Below are 15913 nucleotides of genomic sequence, written 5' to 3'. Positions count from 1 at the left end.
GGGCGCCGATGACCGTCAACCTCACCCGCATCTACACCAAGCTCGGCGACGGCGGCGAGACGCACCTCGGCGACATGTCGCGGGTCCCGAAGACGCATCCGCGGATCGAGGCCTACGGTGAGATCGACGAGCTCAACAGCCACATCGGCGTCCTGCTCTGCGAGCCGACGCTGCCCGAGGCCTACCGGGCCTGGCTCGGCCGGATCCAGAACGACCTGTTCGACCTCGGCGCCGACCTGTCGGTGCCGGAGCCCGAGGAGCCCACCGAGCGGCAGCGCCTGCGCGCCCAGCCCGAGCAGACGACGTGGCTCGAGGAGCGGTGCGACGAGGTCAACGACACCCTCGCCCCGTTGAAGTCGTTCGTCCTCCCCGGCGGAACCGCCGCCGCGGCGCAGCTCCACGTCTGCCGGACCGTCTGCCGGCGCGCGGAGCGCCGCGCGATCCTCGTCCCGGACGGGAGCGCCGAGGTGGTCCGCTACCTCAACCGCCTCTCGGACCTGCTGTTCATCCTCGCCCGCGGGGCGAACCACCTGTCGGGCGCGGCCGAGCCGCTCTGGCAGCCCGGCGCCTCGCGCTGACCGACCCGCCGGGCGACGCAGCCTAGACGCGGACCGCGCGAGCGAGCCCGGCGGCGAGCGTCGTCGCCAGCGCCGCGATCCCCAGCGCGCCAAGGACGAACCACGGCTGCTCGCGGGCGAACGACGATGCGGCCTCCGGCCGGGCGAGCCACGTGGAGACCATCACGGCGAGCACGGCGGACCCGACGACCAGCGGACCGAACGCCGCCTGGGCCCGGGCCACGCTCGGCGCCACCACGGCCATGCGTCGCGTCACCGCGTCCGGGCGTGCCTTCGGCTCCGGGAGCGCAGCGAGGACCGCCACGGCGAGCAGCGTCCACATCGATGCGACGAAGAAGCCGCCGATGACGTCGCTGGGGAAGTGCCAGGCGAGCGCCATGATCGAGTACGAGACGCTGACGGCGAACAGGACGCCGATCGCGGCGACCGTCGGCCGGGCGATCGGCGGCGCCGCCAGGATCGCGCACAGGGCGAGGGTCATCGATGCGGTCGCATGGCCGCTGGGCCACGACGCAGCGGCGATCTGCCCATCCCCCAGCCAGTCCTGGAAGCGCGGCTGCGCCAGGCCCTGCTTCAGCGACTGGGTCGTGAAGCCGGTGAGGAACAGCAGCAGGATGATCGCGATGCCGACACGCGGCCGGCGTCGGAAGAAGGCGACCGCAGCGAGGGACAGGCCGATCAGCGCGTAGGGCCGCGGGTCGGCGAGGTGGGCGACGTGGTCCAGCAGCTCCGTCAGCCGCGGCCGGTTGAGCTCCTTGAAGCCGGCCAGCGTGGCGCCGTCCCGGACCTGGACGATCGGGACGAGGTACGCGAGGGCGCCCGTGACGCAGAGGCCGAGGAAGCAGGCGAACGCCGCCAGGAGCGCGGAACGGGGGTTGCGAAGCACGGGCACGGGCATCCAGGGTAGTCCCGACCCTGAGCGCGACCTCAAGACGCGCTCCTCGGGCAGGAGACCGGACGCGGACCGCGAAAGGCCTGCTCATGGAGCCGCTCGGACTGCTGCCGTCCCTCCTCGGAGCGCGTGCGTACGACGAGATCGGCGCGCGCCTCGGGCACGTCGCCGACGTGCTGTTCGAGGAACGCACGCAGCGTCCGGCCTGGCTGCTGCTGGTGCTGCTGCGGGCGAGCGACCGCTTCGTGCTGGCCCCGGCCGACGGTGTCCGGCACCACCCCGGCGGCATCGACCTCCCGCTTCCGCGCGCGCTCGTGCGGACCGCGCCGATCGCCGCCGGCCCGCCGAACGAGCTCGCCGCCGACCATGCCCGCGCGCTGGCCGCGCACTACGGCGTCCGCTCCTCCCCCGGCCCCTGGCTCGGCATCGTCGAACCGTCGCTGGGCCTGGTCGACGATCGCGTCCGCATGGCCCACTGAGGCCGCGGGCGGCTGACTCCGCCCCTGGTCGTTGTGGGTTTCCAGACCGGCGATTGCGACGCCGCGGGCGCCGCCATAGGGTGGCCAGGTGCTCCATCGCCCCTCTGCCGGCACGCGCCCGCGCCTGCTCGCCGCCACCGCCCTGTCGTGCGTCCTGACCGGCGCCGGCGCCGTCCCGGTCCACGCAGCGTCGAAACCGCGGACAGCGGCGGCCGGTGCGCCGAAGGCGTTCCTGGACGTCCGCGGGGCCGCGGGGCCGGCCGGGGTGGCGACCGCGCCGTCCGCCGCCAAGGCACCGGGGCGCAGCAGCTCGGCGCGGACCCTGAGCGCGCGGGCCGCGCTGCGCAAGGACCTCGGCAGCCGCGGGGTCCTGGCCGTCGATCCGCGCACCGGCACCCCCCGGTCCGTCCTGCGCCTGGGTGCGGCGCTCACCGGCGCCAGCGGGGCCGACCGTGCCGCGATCGCCCGCGGGTACGCGCGCTCGAACGCGACCGCTCTCGGGCTCGACAGCGCCGACGTCGATGCGCTGGGGACGCCCGAGGTCGTGGCCGGCCCGTCCGGCCTGTCGACCCTCACGTTCCGTCAGGCGGTCGCCGGGATCCCCGCGTTCGACAACGCGCTGACGGCGTCCGTCGACCGGGCCGGCCGGCTGATCACGCTCGGCGGCTCCCCTGTCCACGACCTGGCGGCGTCCGCGACGACGCCCACGCTCAGCGCCACCGCCGCACTGCGCGCGATCGCCGGCAGCGTCGGCGCCACGTCCGTCCCGGCTGTCTCGTCGGCGGCGACCGGCCCCCGCCGCGCGACCCGCTTCGCGAACGGCGACATGGCCCGCCTGGTCCTGTTCGACCTCGGGACGGGCGCCCCGGCCCGTCTCGCCTGGCACGCGACCTACAAGACCGCGGGAACCGCCTGGTACGACGCCGTCGTCGACGCCGCCACGGGCCGGGTCCTGTACCGGGCCGACCTCACGCGTTCAGCGGCGGATGCCTCCGTCTACCGCAACTACCCCGGTGCCCCGGCGCCCGGCGGCACACCGGTGACCGTCGACCTGGAGGCGCGCGGCTACCTGGCCCCCGGAGCGGATCAGCTGAAGGGACCGAACGCCCACGCCTACTCCGACGTCGACGCCAGCGACGACCCGTCCGAGGGCGAGCTCGTCCGGCGCACCCCGGGCGGCTCCTTCACCTACCCGCTCACTCCGTTCACCGGCGCCCCGGCGTTCGCGGGCGGGTCGCGCTGCGAGACGTTCGCCATCTGCGTCTGGGACTCGAGCGTCCCGAGCTCGTGGACGACGAACCGCGCCCAGACGACCGTCCAGGAGTTCTACTTCAACAACGTCTTCCACGATCACCTGGCGACGGCGCCGATCGGGTTCGACAAGGCGTCCGGCAACTTCGAGGGCGACGACTTCGTCATCTCCGAGAGCGACGACGGCGCCGCCGTCCCGATCGAGAAGCGCGGCGCGTTCCTGAACAACGCCAACATGGGCACGCCGCCCGACGGCCAGTCGCCGACGATGCAGATGTACCTGAACGCGTACGACACGCGGCCCTACGAGGACCCGGAGAACGACTACAGCGGGCTCTTCCGCGACAACAACAACTCGGACGACGCGACGACCGTCTACCACGAGTACACGCACGGGCTGACCAGCCGTCTCGTGAAGAACGCGGACGGCAGCCAGGCGCTCGACGCCGCCCAGTCCGGGGCGATGGGCGAGGCCTGGAGCGACTGGTACGCCTTCGACTTCGTCGTCCGCGACGGCCTGCTGCAGGACGACGCCGCGACGCCCGGTCAGCTGAACCTCGGCGCGTACTCGGACGCGATCCCGAACATCGTCCGCTCCGAGCCGATCGACTGCCCGGTCGGCTCGGGCGCGCCCGCCTGCCCGGGGACCCCCGGCGCCGGCCCCGGCGGTTACACCTACGGCGACTTCGGCCGCGTGAACTCCGGCCTGCGCGACGGCGCGGTCGTCATCGGCGGTCCCGAGGTGCACGCGGACGGCGAGATCTGGGCGCAGACCCTGTGGGATCTGCGCGAGGCGCTGGTCGCGAAGACCGGCAGCCAGACGGCGGGCTCGGACGCGGCGGAGCGGCTGGTCACCGGCGGCCTGCGCCTGTCCCCGCCGCAGCCCACGATGCTCGATCAGCGCAACGCGATCATCCAGACGGACACCGCGATGAACGGCGGGGCGAACGTCGCGCTCCTGTGGCAGGTCTTCGCCAAGCGCGGGATGGGCTACTTCGCAGCGGTCGGCGGCGGGACCGACACCGCTCCCGTGGAGGACTTCTCGCTGCCGCCGGCCGCGAGCGCTCCCAAGGGCACGCTGAAGGGCACGGTCGTCGACCAGGACAGCGGCCTCGGGGTCGCCGGGTCGCGCGTCGGCATCGGCGGGCTCTCGACGCCCGGGTTCGCGGGGGCCCTGGCGGGCACGACTGCAACCGGCGGGGCCTACTCGTTCGGTGGCATCCCCGAGCACGTGTACCCGAAGGTCGTCCTCGAGCCCGGACCGGGCTACTTCAGCCAGCAGATCACGGACGTGGCGATCACCGGCGGGCAGACCACGACGAAGGACGCGACGGTCCGCAAGACGTACGCATTCGGCGGGAAGGCGACCGAGACGATCCCGCTCGGCGAGGAGTACGGCTGCGGCGTGTCCAAGCTGAACGACGCGAGCACGGGCACGGTCTGGGAGGTCGAGCCGCCCGCCCCCGGCGGCCCGTTCCCGACCGCGACGATCGAGCTCGCGGCGCCGACCGACGTGACGTCGTTCGGCATCGACCCGAGCGAGGGCTGCGGCAGCAGCGGCGACGCGCAGCTGAAGGACTACAAGCTCGAGTCGTCCGTCGACGGCACCACCTGGGTCACGGTCACCGAAGGGACGTTCTCCCCTGCTGACGCGCACAAGCTGAACGCGTTCCCGCCCGCGGGCGACGGCAAGGGCGTCAGGTTCGTCCGGCTGACGGCGAAGTCCGCCCAGGACAACTCCTACGGGTACCTCGACGTGGCCGAGCTGGCCGTGTTCGGCGGTCCGCCGAACGTGCTCCCGACCGGGACGCTGACGGCGTCGCCCGGGACGGTGGCCCCCGGCGGCTCCGTCGCCTTCAACGCGGCGTCGTTCACCGATCCGGACTCGGCGATCACGGGCTACGACTGGGACTACGACGGGAACGGGACGGTCGACGAGAGCACGGCGGGCCCTGTGGTGAACCATGCCTACGGGGTCGTCGGGAACTTCACCGCCAAGGTCGCGGTGAAGGACTTCCGCGGTGGTGCGGGCTCGGGTTCGGCCGCGGTGACCGTGGCCGCGGCGCCGGTCGGCGGTGGCGGTGGCGGTGCGCCGGGCGGCGGCGGGTCGACAGGTGGGGGTACGACGGGCGGCGGGACGACCGGCGGCGTGACCAAGGTCACCACCAAGCTCCTGCAGCGCCTGCGGCGCGGTGAGGTCCGCGTCGGCGTGGCGTGCCCGAGCGCCGTGCCGTGCAGGGCGAAGACGACCCTGCTGCTGACGGCACTCGACGCCCGCAGGCTCCGCCTGGCGAGGACCCGCGTGACCAAGACCACGAGCGCGATCACGAAGCAGCGGACCGTCGCCGTCGCCGTCGGCGCGGTGGTGCTGCGCAAGGCCCGCGCGAGGCGCCAGACCGCGGTGAAGGTGACGGTCAGGGTCGTTGTCACCCCGAAGACAGGCAAGGCGGTCACGAAGACGTACGTCGTGCGGCTCGGGACCTGAGGGGACGGGGCAGCCGTCCGCGTTTAGCCCTGCTGAATGTCCGCCGATACCTTGGAACCGAGGGTTTGAGACGCCCTCAGATGGTTCCTCCGCAAGACAGTTTTGGAAGCGGCGCCCGGTTGACTGTCCGGGCGCCGTTTCTGTTCCTGTGCGTTCACAGGCGCCATCTCACGGGTTAGGCCAACTTTTGGCCGTTCGCTGCGTTGTATTGCATGTGGAGTACGCCCGTGAACATCGACCGTGGGCGTGCTCCACTTCTTCTTCTGAGGTGGCACGGCACGGCCGGACGCTGGGGTAGCGTCCCCGTCCGTGCCTGACGATCCCGATCCGGAGCCCGCCGGTCATCCCGTCCCCGCCCCGCATGCCGCGGACGTCTCCTCGCGGTGGATGTGGCTCGGTGTCGCGCTGCCGATCGGCTTCGGTGCCTGGGTCCCACTGGTCGCCGGGTATCGCGCCCGGCGCCGGGGCTGGATGGCCGGCGGGATCGCGATCATCGTCTTTGCCGTCTTCGCGTTCGCGTTCTCGAGCGCCGAGGACTCGAACCGCTTCGGCGGCGGCCTGCTGATCCTCTCGTGGATGCTCCACGGAGCGACCTCGTTCGCGCTGCGCCGTCCGTTCGAGCGCCGGATGGCCCTGCAGTCGGGCTACGACGACCGCGTCGCGGCTGCCGAGCACGTCGACGAGGAGCGCCGCGCGATGCTGGCCTTCGCCGCCCGTGATCCGGCACGAGCACTGGCCCTGGGCGTGGGCCGACCGGACCTCCCCGGCTCCCGCCACGGGTACCTGGTCGACGTGAACCACGCCGACGCCCGGACCGTCGCGAGCCTGCCCGGGGTCAGCGACGAGCTCGCTGCCGAGATCGTGTCGGTGCGCGGGGAGCTCGGCGGGTTCGACTCGGTCGAGGACCTCGGTGCGCTCATGAACCTGCATCCCCGCATCGTCGAGTCGATGCGGACCCGGGCCGTGGCGCTGCGGGACTGACTCTTGGGCGAGGTCGCGGGCAGCGTGCTCGCAGCGCCGCCCGCGCGCTCAGGAGGCGCCGGCAGGCGCGTCCTACGGCGCGCTCGGCGTCGTGGCGGTCGCCACGACGGGCCTGGCGCGCTTCGCCGCGGCGGGTGCGGCCTTGGCCTGCTTCGCCGCCGCGGCCTCCCGCCTGGCCTTGGCCGCGAGTGCCCGCCAGGCCGGCGCCCGGAGCGTCACCAGTCGGGACGTGTGCGGCGAGAGCCGGCCGGCCCCGTCGCGCGTACGGAATGCGAGCCGCGCGAAGACCGTGCGCCCGGCGGTCAGGCGTGACTGCGCGTACTCCGTGAGGTCGAGGTGGACCCGTGTGATCGTGCCGCTGCGGATGGTCACCTGCCGTTCGGCGATGTAGGCCGTGCCGACGTTGAGCCGGATCTGCATCGTGCACCCGCGGGCAGCCGCCGGGCACCGCAGGCGGACGGCCACGCGCTTCCCGTTCTCCTTGACCGCCGGCAGGCCGACGAGCTTGGCGGCGACCGCGGCGGGGGTACCGGTGCCGCCGGCCCCGGTGACGAGGGCACCGGCGCCGGGCCCAGCGGGCCCGGCCGGCCCGGCGGGACCGGCCTGGCCGTTGGCGCCGTCCGCGCCGTTGGTGCCGTTCGTGCCATTGGTGCCATTGGTGCCGGTGCTGCCCGTGGCACCAGTCGGTCCGGTGCCGCCGGTCGTCCCCGGGCTGCCGGTCGGTCCCGTTCCGCCCGTCGGCCCGGTGCCCCCGGTCGGCCCGGTCCCGCCGACCGGCCCCTGTGGGCCGGGCTGGCCGGGCGCGGGCGGAGCCGGCACCGTGATCGCAGCCGCCACACGCTGCCCGTCGACGGTGGCACCGACGGTCGCCGGACCGGCTGCGGTCGGCGTGAAGGTCGCGCCGCCGACTCCATTGACGAGCGTCGCGGCCGCACCTGAGATCGCGCCGTTGGTCGCGTCGAACACGACGGGCGCGCCGTCCGGGATGGTGCGGCCGGTGCCGGCCTGGTCGACGCCGTCAGAGGTTCGCGTCAGCACCGCCTGTACGCCGACCGGCTGGCCGGCAGTGGCTTGGGCGGGAGCCCGCAGCTCGAGCAGGAGCCACGGATCGAAGATCGTGTTGCCTGTGACGGTGCCGCAACCCGTCGTGTTCGGTCCCGCGTTGCACCCCCACCAGTTCATGCGCGCGTCGACCGCGTTACCGGTGTTGCTCACGCCGCCGGGCCCGATGATGCGATTGAACGACACGGTCGTCCCGCTCGGACTCAGGCCGGTCGCAGCGGCCGGCGCAGCGCTGACGCCGAGTGCGCGCCCTGTGATGGCGTTCCGATCGACGAGCGGCGCCGTGATCGCACCGCTGAGGGCGACGCCGGTGCCCGCGCCCGACCCCATGACGGCGTTCTCGGTGATTCTGAGGGCGACGATGTCCGGGGTCGTACCCGCCGCGGCGGGTACGACGTTCGCCGCGGCGATCGCTGTCCCGGTACCCGTGACGCGGTTCCCGGTGATGTCCACGCCGCCCGTGAAGCCGCCGCCGGCCAACGTCGCGCTGCCGTTCTGAACGGAGATGCCGGTTGTGCCGTTGACGGTGTTGTCGCTGATCACGAGCCTGCCGGTGACGGTGCCGAGCGACGCCGGACTAGCGGACGAGAGCGGCGCGTGCGCCCACGCGAAGATCGCGCGGTCACCGACGACCGTCTCGACCCGATTTCCCGAGATGGTCGCAGCACCTATGTGCTGCTCGAGCAGGATCGCGTTGCCGCCGAAGTTCGTGGCGCGCACGCGACGGATGGCCGCCGTGCCGAAGTTGCTGTCGCTGATGATCCCGGTCTCGCCGGAACCGGAGCCGATGATCGCAACGTCTTCGACGGTGAGGTTGATTGCGTTGCCCGGGCCGACGATGGACGGCTTGGCGACGACCGCCAGCCGACGGGCGGTCGGAGTCGCGCGAGCGACGCGCGTGATCGTCAGGTCGTGCAGTTGCTGAGTCCAGGCGTTCGGTCCGGGGTCGGTGGTCGGCCTCCCGGAGTAGAGGACTGCGGCGGTCCCGGTGGCGGTGGTGGAGTCCAGCCCGTCCAACACCGTGAGCCCGATCCCGGCCCCACCGATGTTGAGGCTCTTAGGGCCGACAGTGACGTTGCCGGAGAACGTGCCCGGACCGATCGCGATCGAGTCGCCTGACATCGCGTTCGTCACTGCTCGCTGCACCGTCGCGCACGGCGACCCGCTCGGGCCGCACGTCGGCGAGTCCAAACCGCCGGTCGTTACCGAGAGCGTTGCCGCCCCTGCTGGCGCCGCGAGGGCCATTGACCCGAGAACCGCCACGGCCGAGACCCCACGTGCAACGACACGCCTGCTTGCAAACCCCATGTGACCCTCTCCCTGGGCGCCCGACGCCCGCCGTTGCCGCCCCCTGCCAGGGCAGCGCGTGGGTCGCACTGTAGGGGCGGCGCGCCAAGGCGTCTACGTGTGACCGTGTCGTTGCTGACGCGGCGGACATCGGTCCGACACTGGCTCGATCCGGCCCCAGACGCACAAAAGGCCCGCATTTGCAGGCCTTTCGTAGGTACCGCTACGGAGATTCGAACTCCGGTTTCCGCCGTGAGAGGGCGGCGTCCTAGTCCCCTAGACGATAGCGGCGCGGGGCCGGAAGAGTAGCAAAGCCCGCCCGCTGGGCGGCGTGTGGTCAGAAGTGCTCGCTAAGGGAGCTTCTGACCACACGCCGGGCTCACCTGCCGCGTCGCCCCTGCTTACGCGGACGACGCCGCGGCAACCGGTGCCCCGAGGTGGCGCCGCAGGAAGTCGACCTGCTGCCGGACCGCGGCCTCGTGGTGCGGGCCGCCCGGATAGACGTCGAAGTGGTCCGCGGGCAGGTGGCGCACCTCGGCCCGGCCCCGGCGCGCAGCGACCATCGCGGCGGCGGGCGGCGCGGTCTGATCGAGGTCGGCGATCTGCACCAGCAACGGCATCGTGAGCTTCGCGGCGTGGCGACCCGGCCGGTAGCCACCGAACTGCAGCAGCACGCGCGCGCAGACGTTGTTCTCCCACGTCGGGCCGACGACCGCGCGCCAGCGCTCCTCGGCACCGGGCGCCGTCAGGACGGCCGTCGAGCCCGGCGGGCCCGCCGTCGGCACGGTGACCGGTGCGCGGCCGCGCAGCGACGCACCGAGGTCGGCCAGCCCGGCCCCGGTCAGCCGCAGCGCGGCCACCATGCCGTCCCGCGCGATCGCCACCCGCATCGCCGCCAGGCCGTCGGGCGCCGGGGTCAGGGCGACCACTGCGGCCAGGCGCGGGTCCTCGGCGCCGACCTGCAGGACATGCCCCCCGGCCAGCGAGACGCCCCACGCGACGATCCGGTCCGGGTCCACGCCATCCAGTGACCGCGCGTGCGCGATGACAGCGTGGTAGTCGGCGCGCTGCGCCGCGGGCGAGATCAGCTGACGGGGCTCGCCGCTGCTGGCCCCGAAATGGCGGTAGTCGAAGAGCAGGACATCGGCGCCGGCCTCGACGTGGGCCTCGGCGAACGCCTCGAGGCCGCTGTCGCGCGTGGCCCCGAACCCGTGGGCCATCGCGATGCACGGCCGCCCGCCCGGACCGGCCAGCGCGTCGCCGGCCCCCGGGTAGTGCCACACGGCGAGCTGCTCGCCGCCGCTCCCGACGCTGATGTCGCGCCTCATGGCCGCACCCCGTAGATCGCGTTGCTCCAGACCGCGGTGAGGGCGTCCAGCGGCGCCGGACCCGGCTGCTGGAACGCGTGGATGTTCATCCCGATCAGGACCTGCGCGAGCTCCTGCGGATCGGGGCCGTCCGGCGCGACGCCGCGGCGGCGCTCGGCGGCGATCGTGGTCGCGACACGCTCGACCCAGGCCGCGGTCCAGGCGTCCCAGGTGGCGCCCGCCCGGGGGTCGGTGCTCGCGGCGGTGACCATCGCGCCGAGCAGGTGCTCGTGTGTGGCCCACAGCGCGGCGACGTGCCCGAGCGCCTCGTGGAGCTCGACGCTCGGCGGTGCGTCCCCGTCGAAGAACGGGGCCGCGAAGCCGACCATCTCCTCGTACAGGTCCCCGAGGAGCACCTCGATCGCGGCCTCCTTCGTGGGGAAGTAGAAGTAGAACCCGGACCGCGTCATGCCCGCCTCGGCACTGAGCTGCGCCACGTCGATCGACGCCAGCGGCCGATCGCGCAGCAGGCGCTCGAGCGCCTCGAGGATCGCGCCGCGGCGTTCCTGTCCACGGACGGTGGTCGGCTGAGCGCTCACGCGGACACTCCCGCGGCCGCCGCCGCCCGACCGGCGAGCGGCACCGGCCCCTGCTCGTCGACCCGCCGCCGGCCGGCTGGCAGCTCACGCTTGTTCATCTCGTCCACGTAGAGGAAGTAGTCGACCTGCTGCGTGTGACGGGGGCGATCGGCGTAGTGCCCGGCGTAGCGACGTTGGTCGGCGACGATCGTCGCCTCCATCTCGGCCTGTGCCGGCGGCCGGTAGTGCCCGGCCACGTACGCCGCCAGCAGCCGCGTCTGGTTCTCGACGAACGGGAACAGCGTCGGCAGCGCCTGCGCGAGCCCGACGAACACGAGGTCGTCGATCCCCGGCTTCAGCATCCGCTTGTACAGCGGCAGCGCGTTGTCCGGCGCGCTCAGGAAATCCGGGTCGAAGAACGGGAAGCTGATGTTGTAGCCCGTGGCGTACACGATCGCATCGAAGTCGCGGGACGTCCCATCGACGAAGTGCACCGTGTCCCCGTCCAGCCGCTCGACATCGGGCTTGACAGTCGCGTCGCCCGACCCGAGGCGCAGCAGCAGCTCGCTGGAGACCGTCGGATGGGCCTCCAGGAAGTTGTGCTGCGGGCGCGGCAGGCCGTAGTCCTCGGGCTTGCCGGAGATCAGCCGCGGGACGTGGCGCACCATCCGGCGCTGCCAGGCCGGCGGGATGTAGGGCAGCGTGCGGGCGAGCCGGTCGACCGGCTTGCCGAAGATGTACTTCGGCATGATCCAGGCGCCGGACCGCGTGGACACGGTCACCTCGTTGCCGTGGCTGCGCTGGGACAGCTCGCTGATGATGTCCGCCGCGGAGTTGCCGATCCCGACGACGAGGACCCGCTTGCCCTTCAGGTCCAGGGGCTCGGTCGGCGAGATGTAGTGATGCGAGTGGATCACGTCGCCGCCGAAGGTCCCCAGGAACTCGGGGGAGCGTGGGTCCCAGTGGTGGCCGTTGGCGACGACGAGGACGTCCGCATGGTGCTCGCCCTCGGCGGTCCGCAGGCGCCAGCCGCCGCCGTCCAGCCGCTCGGCCCGCTGGACCGGGGTCTCGAAGCGGATCCGCTCGTGCAGGCCGAACGTGTCCGCGTAGCTGTCCAGGTAGCGCTTGATCTCGCTGTGGTGCGGGAAGTCCGGATAGTCGTCCGGCATCGGGAAGTCCTCGAACGACAGCAGGTCCTTCGAGGTGTCGATGTGCAGCGAGCGGTAGGCACTCGAGTGCCCGTTCGGATTCGCGAAGGCCCAGTTGCCGCCGATGCGGTCGCCGCTCTCGAAGCACGTGTAGTCGATGCCGTAGTCCGTCAGCATCTTGCCGGAGGTCAGCCCGCTGATCCCGGCTCCGATGATCGCTACCGTGGGTGTCGTCGCCATCACCCGACCGTACTTGACGCGCGTCAACTTCTGGGGAAACCTTAGCTCGCGGCGCCTGCGGGCGGGCGAACGCTCACGCGCGGCAGGAACGCGTCCAGACCCCTGAAGACGCGAAAAGGCCCCGCGAGCGGGGCCTTCGGGACTTCAGTGCGGATGAGAGGACTCGAACCTCCACGGGGTTGCCCCCACAGCGACCTGAACGCTGCGTGTATACCAATTTCACCACATCCGCTGGGACCGGCGAGGTGCAGGACAATACCACTACATGGCCCACCTCCACGTCACCGACCTCAGCTACGCCCACCCGGGCGGTGACACGCTCTTCTACGACGTGACGTTCAAGCTCGCGCCGGGCAAGCACGCCGGCCTGGTCGGGGTGAACGGCGTCGGGAAGTCGACGCTGCTGGGAATCCTGTCGGGTGAGCTGAAGGCGGGGACGGGAGACGCCTCGATGGGCGGACGGGTCCTGGCGATGCCCCAGGACGTCGGGACGGGCGAGGGGACGGTCCGCGAGCTGCTGCTCATGGGCGCACCGCCGCGGACCCGCGACATCGGGCTCGCGCTCCTGGCCTGTGAGCGCGACCTCGCCGCCGGCGACGCCGACGCCGGCGTCCGGCTGGGCGAGCTCATCGGGGAGTGGAGCGACGTCGGCGGCTACGAGCTCGAGGGCCAGTGGGACACCGTCTGCCGGCGGATCGCGCGCGCCGGGCTGACCGAGGTCGGGGACCGGCCGTCGACGACGCTGTCGGGCGGCGAGCGCAAGCGCCTCGTGCTCGAGCTGCTGCTGACGTCCGACGCCCCCGTCCTGCTGCTCGACGAGCCGGACAACTTCCTCGACATCCCGGCGAAGAAGTGGCTCGAGGGTGCGCTGCGCGCGACGAAGAAGACAATCCTGCTCATCAGCCACGACCGCGAGCTGCTCGCCGCCGCGACCGACACGATCGTCACGCTCGAGGCGGGGGGCGCCTGGGTCCACGACGGCTCGTACGCGACGTACGCCGAGGCACGCGCGAAGCGGCAGAAGCAGCTCGGCGACCGCCTCGCGCAGTGGAACGAGGAGGAGAAGCGCCTGCGCGAGCTCGTCCGCATCTTCAAGGAACGGGCGCGGTACTCGCCCGACCTGGCCAAGCGCGCCAACGCGTTCGACACGCGCCACAAGCGGTTCGTGGCCGAGGGCCCGCCCCCCGCCCCCGTCACCGAGAAGTCGATCAACGTGCGGCTGCTCGGCGGCGACTCGGCCCGCAAGGTCGTCACCCTCGACAAGGTCGAGATCGATGGCCTCGTCCGGCCGTTCAGCGACGAGATCCACTTCGGCGAGCGCGTTGGGCTGATCGGCCCGAACGGCTCCGGGAAGACGCACGTCATGGGGCTGCTGAGCGGCGCCGACGAGCCGGCCGCGGGCCGCGTGATGCTCGGGAATCGTGTCTCCCCCGGGCTGTTCACGCAGCTGAACCGGCGCGACGACTTCGCGGGCCGCACGCTGTCGGACATCGTCGAGGAGCGCACCGGTGCGTACGAGCTGGCGATGCGCGGCCTGGCCCGTTACGGCCTGCAGGACGCGTCGAACCGCCGCGTCGAGACGCTCTCCGGCGGCCAGCGGGCGCGCCTGGAGATCCTCTGCCTCGAGCTCGAGGGGCACAATCTGCTGCTCCTGGACGAGCCGACGGACAACCTCGACGTCGAGTCCTGCGAGGCGCTCGAGCAGGCGCTCGACGGCTTCACCGGGACGGTCGTGGCGGTGTCCCACGACCGGGCGTTCCTGCGCCGGCTCGACCGTTTCCTGCTGCTGGACCACAAGGGCAAGGTCACCCCCCTGCCGGACGTGCGGTCGGCGCTCGAGGCGCTGGGGGCCTAGCAGCCGGCTCAGGCGTACGCGGCCGCGGAGCGTCCTTCGCGCTCCTGGGCCATCACGTAACGCGCGAGGCGCTGCTCGTCGCCGCGCGGCATCGGATCGAACTGGACGGCGCGATGGCCGAACGGCGTTGCGCGGACGATCTCCCCCTCGCCCTGCAGCTCGCCGTGGTCCGGCAGCAGGATCGAGAACCGCACGCGCTCCTGGAGGTCCAGCAGCGCGGCGTGCTCCACCAGCATGCCGCCGACGCTGAGGTCGACGGTGCGGGTGATGAGCTCCTCGCCGGCCACCTCGCTCACGACCGCGACCCGGACCGCGCAGCGGACCCGCGCGAAGTTGCGTCGCTGCATGATCACGGCCTCGTCCGCCTGCACGAGCACGAGACGGCCGGACCGGACCTGCAGCTCGCCGGTGCGGCGGACGAGCCCGCGGGCGCTGCGCCACTCGAGCGCGGCCGGGCAGCTGGTCACGCCGCCGGGCATCACCGCCTCGTCGTTCAGCGGGCGGAGCATGACGTCCCCCGGCAGCGTCGCGGCCGGGACGCGGACCGGCAGCCGCCAGCCCCCGGCGACGACGAGGTCGATCGGATGGCCGCTGAGCGGCTCGGGCGCCTGGGTGGGATCGAGGACGGGGGTGCGCACGGGCGGGTCCCTCCCGTGGTCGGCAGCCACTGCGAGCCCTTGAGCGGGCGCGGAACCAGGGCGACAGACCTGGCGTGCAAGGACGGTTGCGTCGAAAGTAGATCGACCGGCGGTGGCGAAACCACCCGGCATGGGTCTCGGGGGACGTGCGTCTTGACGATCGCGATCACGCGCGCACAGGGCGCGGCCGCGTCGCTCGTGCTGGCGACCCTCGCGCTCCCGATCACCGCGGCGACCGCGCTGGCACCGCTGCTGGACGGACCCGCCTTCCCGGCAGGGACCGGCCCCGCCCCCCTCGACGCGCCGCTGTCCGCCGCCACGGTCGGACTCCTCAGGAGCACGCCCGCCGCCACCCTCGCCAGCGTCCAGGCGGCCGAGCTCGACGCCTACCGCCGCCCCATCCGCTGGCGCGTCGAGGTCAAGCAGGCCCGGTGGGACGCCGCTCGCCGCCTCAGCCGGCTGCCGATCCGCGCCGTACTCCCGCTGATGCGCGCCGCCGGGGACCGCATCGCGACGCTCCCGTACGTCCTCGGCGGCGGGCACGGGTCGTTCGACGCCGCCGCGTACGACTGCTCGGGCTCGGTGTCCTACGTCCTGCGCGCCGCCGGCCTGCTCGAGCGGCCGCTGACGTCGGGCGCGCTCGCCGCGTACGGCGATCCCGGCCCCGGCGAGCACGTGACAATCTACGCCAACAGCGAGCACGCGTTCATGACGATCGACGGCCGCCGCTTCGACACGTCCGCCCTCGACGGCGGCGGCTCACGCTGGAGCAACGCTCCGGCGTCCACCGCGGGCTACGTCGTCAGGCACCCCGTCGGGCTCTGATCAGCAGCACGACGAGCGCGGCGAGCAACGCCGGCGCGACGGTCAGCGACGGGATCACGTCCCCCTCCTTGACCCCGGAGACGGCGATCGCGACCACCATCACGATGCTCAGCACGAGCGCTGCGGGCACGACCAGGCGGCCGCGCAGCAGCAGGACGCCGCCGGCCAGCTCGAGGACCCCGGCCGCGATCACCCAGACCGGCGCGGCGGGCAGGCCGAAGCGCTCGAAGTTGTCGAGCTCCCAGCCGTAGAACGCGAACTTCGGGATCGACGCGACGATGAAGACCCAGCCGACGACGGCGACGAT

At 72.8% G+C, this 15913-nt stretch carries 13 protein-coding genes and 2 tRNA genes; 6 read left to right on the top strand and 9 right to left on the bottom strand.

All coding sequences use genetic code 11. From position 1 onward, the window contains the following. Positions 1 to 8 precede the first annotated feature (8 nt). Positions 9 to 578, top strand: coding sequence for a cob(I)yrinic acid a,c-diamide adenosyltransferase (locus tag DSM112329_RS10640; protein ID WP_354701792.1), 570 nt, complete (start codon positions 9 to 11; stop codon positions 576 to 578). A 22-nt stretch (positions 579 to 600) separates the two neighbouring features. Here DSM112329_RS10640 and DSM112329_RS10635 read toward each other — a convergent pair whose 3' ends face one another. Beyond that, positions 601 to 1470 (bottom strand): phosphatase PAP2 family protein, encoded by an 870-nt coding sequence (locus tag DSM112329_RS10635; RefSeq protein ID WP_354701791.1) that lies wholly within the window; start codon positions 1468 to 1470, stop codon positions 601 to 603. A gap of 89 nt (positions 1471 to 1559) precedes the next feature. Here DSM112329_RS10635 and DSM112329_RS10630 point away from each other — a divergent pair, with 89 nt between their 5' ends. From DSM112329_RS10630 to DSM112329_RS10620, 3 genes are all read left to right on the top strand, one after another. Beyond that, positions 1560 to 1949: a PRC-barrel domain-containing protein gene (locus tag DSM112329_RS10630; protein ID WP_354701790.1), complete on the top strand. Its 390-nt coding sequence runs from the start codon at positions 1560 to 1562 to the stop codon at positions 1947 to 1949. 88 nt (positions 1950 to 2037) lie between these two features. After that, entirely contained in the window at positions 2038 to 5685 is a 3648-nt protein-coding gene (locus tag DSM112329_RS10625) for a M36 family metallopeptidase (protein WP_354701789.1), read from the top strand. Between the two features lie 309 nt (positions 5686 to 5994). After that, positions 5995 to 6666: a helix-hairpin-helix domain-containing protein gene (locus DSM112329_RS10620; protein ID WP_354701788.1), complete on the top strand. Its 672-nt coding sequence runs from the start codon at positions 5995 to 5997 to the stop codon at positions 6664 to 6666. Positions 6667 to 6738: 72 nt separating this feature from the next. Here DSM112329_RS10620 and DSM112329_RS10615 read toward each other — a convergent pair whose 3' ends face one another. The 6 genes from DSM112329_RS10615 to DSM112329_RS10590 form a co-directional block, all read right to left on the bottom strand. Further along, positions 6739 to 8862, bottom strand: coding sequence for a hypothetical protein (locus DSM112329_RS10615; protein WP_354701787.1), 2124 nt, complete (start codon positions 8860 to 8862; stop codon positions 6739 to 6741). Positions 8863 to 9233: 371 nt separating this feature from the next. Then, a tRNA-Glu gene (locus tag DSM112329_RS10610) sits at positions 9234 to 9306 on the bottom strand. 110 nt (positions 9307 to 9416) lie between these two features. After that, positions 9417 to 10343 carry an alpha/beta hydrolase gene (locus tag DSM112329_RS10605; protein ID WP_354701786.1) on the bottom strand — a complete coding sequence of 309 codons (927 nt, stop codon included), beginning with the start codon at positions 10341 to 10343 and terminating at the stop codon, positions 9417 to 9419. Further along, entirely contained in the window at positions 10340 to 10921 is a 582-nt protein-coding gene (locus DSM112329_RS10600) for a TetR/AcrR family transcriptional regulator (RefSeq protein ID WP_354701785.1), read from the bottom strand. Before DSM112329_RS10600 ends, DSM112329_RS10605 begins: the two co-directional genes overlap by 4 nt. Continuing rightward, positions 10918 to 12288 (bottom strand): NAD(P)-binding domain-containing protein, encoded by a 1371-nt coding sequence (locus DSM112329_RS10595; RefSeq protein WP_354701784.1) that lies wholly within the window; start codon positions 12286 to 12288, stop codon positions 10918 to 10920. The genes DSM112329_RS10600 and DSM112329_RS10595 overlap by 4 nt, the downstream gene beginning before the upstream one ends. A gap of 148 nt (positions 12289 to 12436) precedes the next feature. Beyond that, a tRNA-Leu gene (locus DSM112329_RS10590) sits at positions 12437 to 12520 on the bottom strand. 33 nt (positions 12521 to 12553) lie between these two features. Here DSM112329_RS10590 and DSM112329_RS10585 point away from each other — a divergent pair. After that, entirely contained in the window at positions 12554 to 14143 is a 1590-nt protein-coding gene (locus DSM112329_RS10585; RefSeq protein WP_354701783.1) for an ABC-F family ATP-binding cassette domain-containing protein, read from the top strand. An 8-nt stretch (positions 14144 to 14151) separates the two neighbouring features. On the opposite strand, the gene DSM112329_RS10580 is transcribed toward DSM112329_RS10585, so the two are convergent. Further along, on the bottom strand, positions 14152 to 14781 hold the full coding sequence (locus DSM112329_RS10580) for a PilZ domain-containing protein (protein ID WP_354701782.1): 630 nt from the start codon (positions 14779 to 14781) through the stop codon (positions 14152 to 14154). A 153-nt stretch (positions 14782 to 14934) separates the two neighbouring features. On the opposite strand from DSM112329_RS10580, the gene DSM112329_RS10575 reads away from it, so the two are divergent. Beyond that, positions 14935 to 15606 carry a hypothetical protein gene (locus DSM112329_RS10575; protein WP_354701781.1) on the top strand — a complete coding sequence of 224 codons (672 nt, stop codon included), beginning with the start codon at positions 14935 to 14937 and terminating at the stop codon, positions 15604 to 15606. Here the strand turns inward: DSM112329_RS10575 and DSM112329_RS10570 are convergent. Next, positions 15584 to 15913: a DoxX family protein gene (locus tag DSM112329_RS10570; RefSeq protein WP_354702469.1), complete on the bottom strand. Its 330-nt coding sequence runs from the start codon at positions 15911 to 15913 to the stop codon at positions 15584 to 15586. The two genes, DSM112329_RS10575 and DSM112329_RS10570, sit on opposite strands and share 23 nt — an antisense overlap.

This window comes from Paraconexibacter sp. AEG42_29 (assembly GCF_040581415.1).
Classification (GTDB): domain Bacteria; phylum Actinomycetota; class Thermoleophilia; order Solirubrobacterales; family Solirubrobacteraceae; genus Paraconexibacter.
The sequence above is the reverse complement of the archived record's forward strand: the minus strand, read 5'-3'. Positions and strand labels throughout refer to the sequence as shown.